Here is a 572-nt window from a genome sequence, read left to right on the forward strand (position 1 = left end):
CACCCGCCGCTGCGGCCAGTGCGGGTGCAACTCCCGCCCCGACGGCCACCGCCCCAACTGCGGCCCCCGCCGCTGCCGCGCCTGCCGCCGCACCGAAGCCGGCCACCGAAACCGCAGCATGGACTGCGGCCTTTGCCAATGTCACGGCGCGCAACTGGCCGGCCACCGAGACGGCGATGAGCAGTTTCATCGCCGACTGGCCAAAATCGGCGCGGGTGGCGCAGGCACGCTATTGGCTGGGCCGCAGCTTCGCGCAACGCGGCCAGCATCCGCAGGCCGCGAAGGCCTTTCTGGAAGTCTATCAGACGGCGCCGCGCTCCAGCCCGGCGCCTGATGCGTTGATCGCGCTGGCCAGCAGCCTCAATGCCATGACCAAGCCGAAGGACGCCTGCCAGGTGCTGGGCGAGCTCGACAGCGTCTATGGTGCCAAGCTGACCAGCACCCAGAAGGCCGATGCCGACCGCCAGCGTCTCCGCGCCAAATGTGCAGCCTGATCTGGCCCCACTGATCGCGGCGGCGCTGGGCCGCGCGGTCGCGCCCGGCGAGCGCCTGGCGGTTGCCACGTCCGGCGG

Annotated in this window: 1 protein-coding gene; it reads left to right on the forward strand. The window is 71.7% G+C overall.

Annotation, left to right across the window (positions count from 1 at the left end):
• Positions 1-494 (forward strand): tetratricopeptide repeat protein (locus GJV64_RS15340; RefSeq protein WP_164158389.1); only part of this gene is annotated, 494 nt, incomplete at its 5' end.
• Positions 495-572: the final 78 nt, after the last annotated feature.

The sequence above is a fragment of the Sandarakinorhabdus rubra genome (genome assembly GCF_010994245.1).
GTDB classification, from domain to species: Bacteria; Pseudomonadota; Alphaproteobacteria; order Sphingomonadales; family Sphingomonadaceae; genus Sandarakinorhabdus; species Sandarakinorhabdus rubra.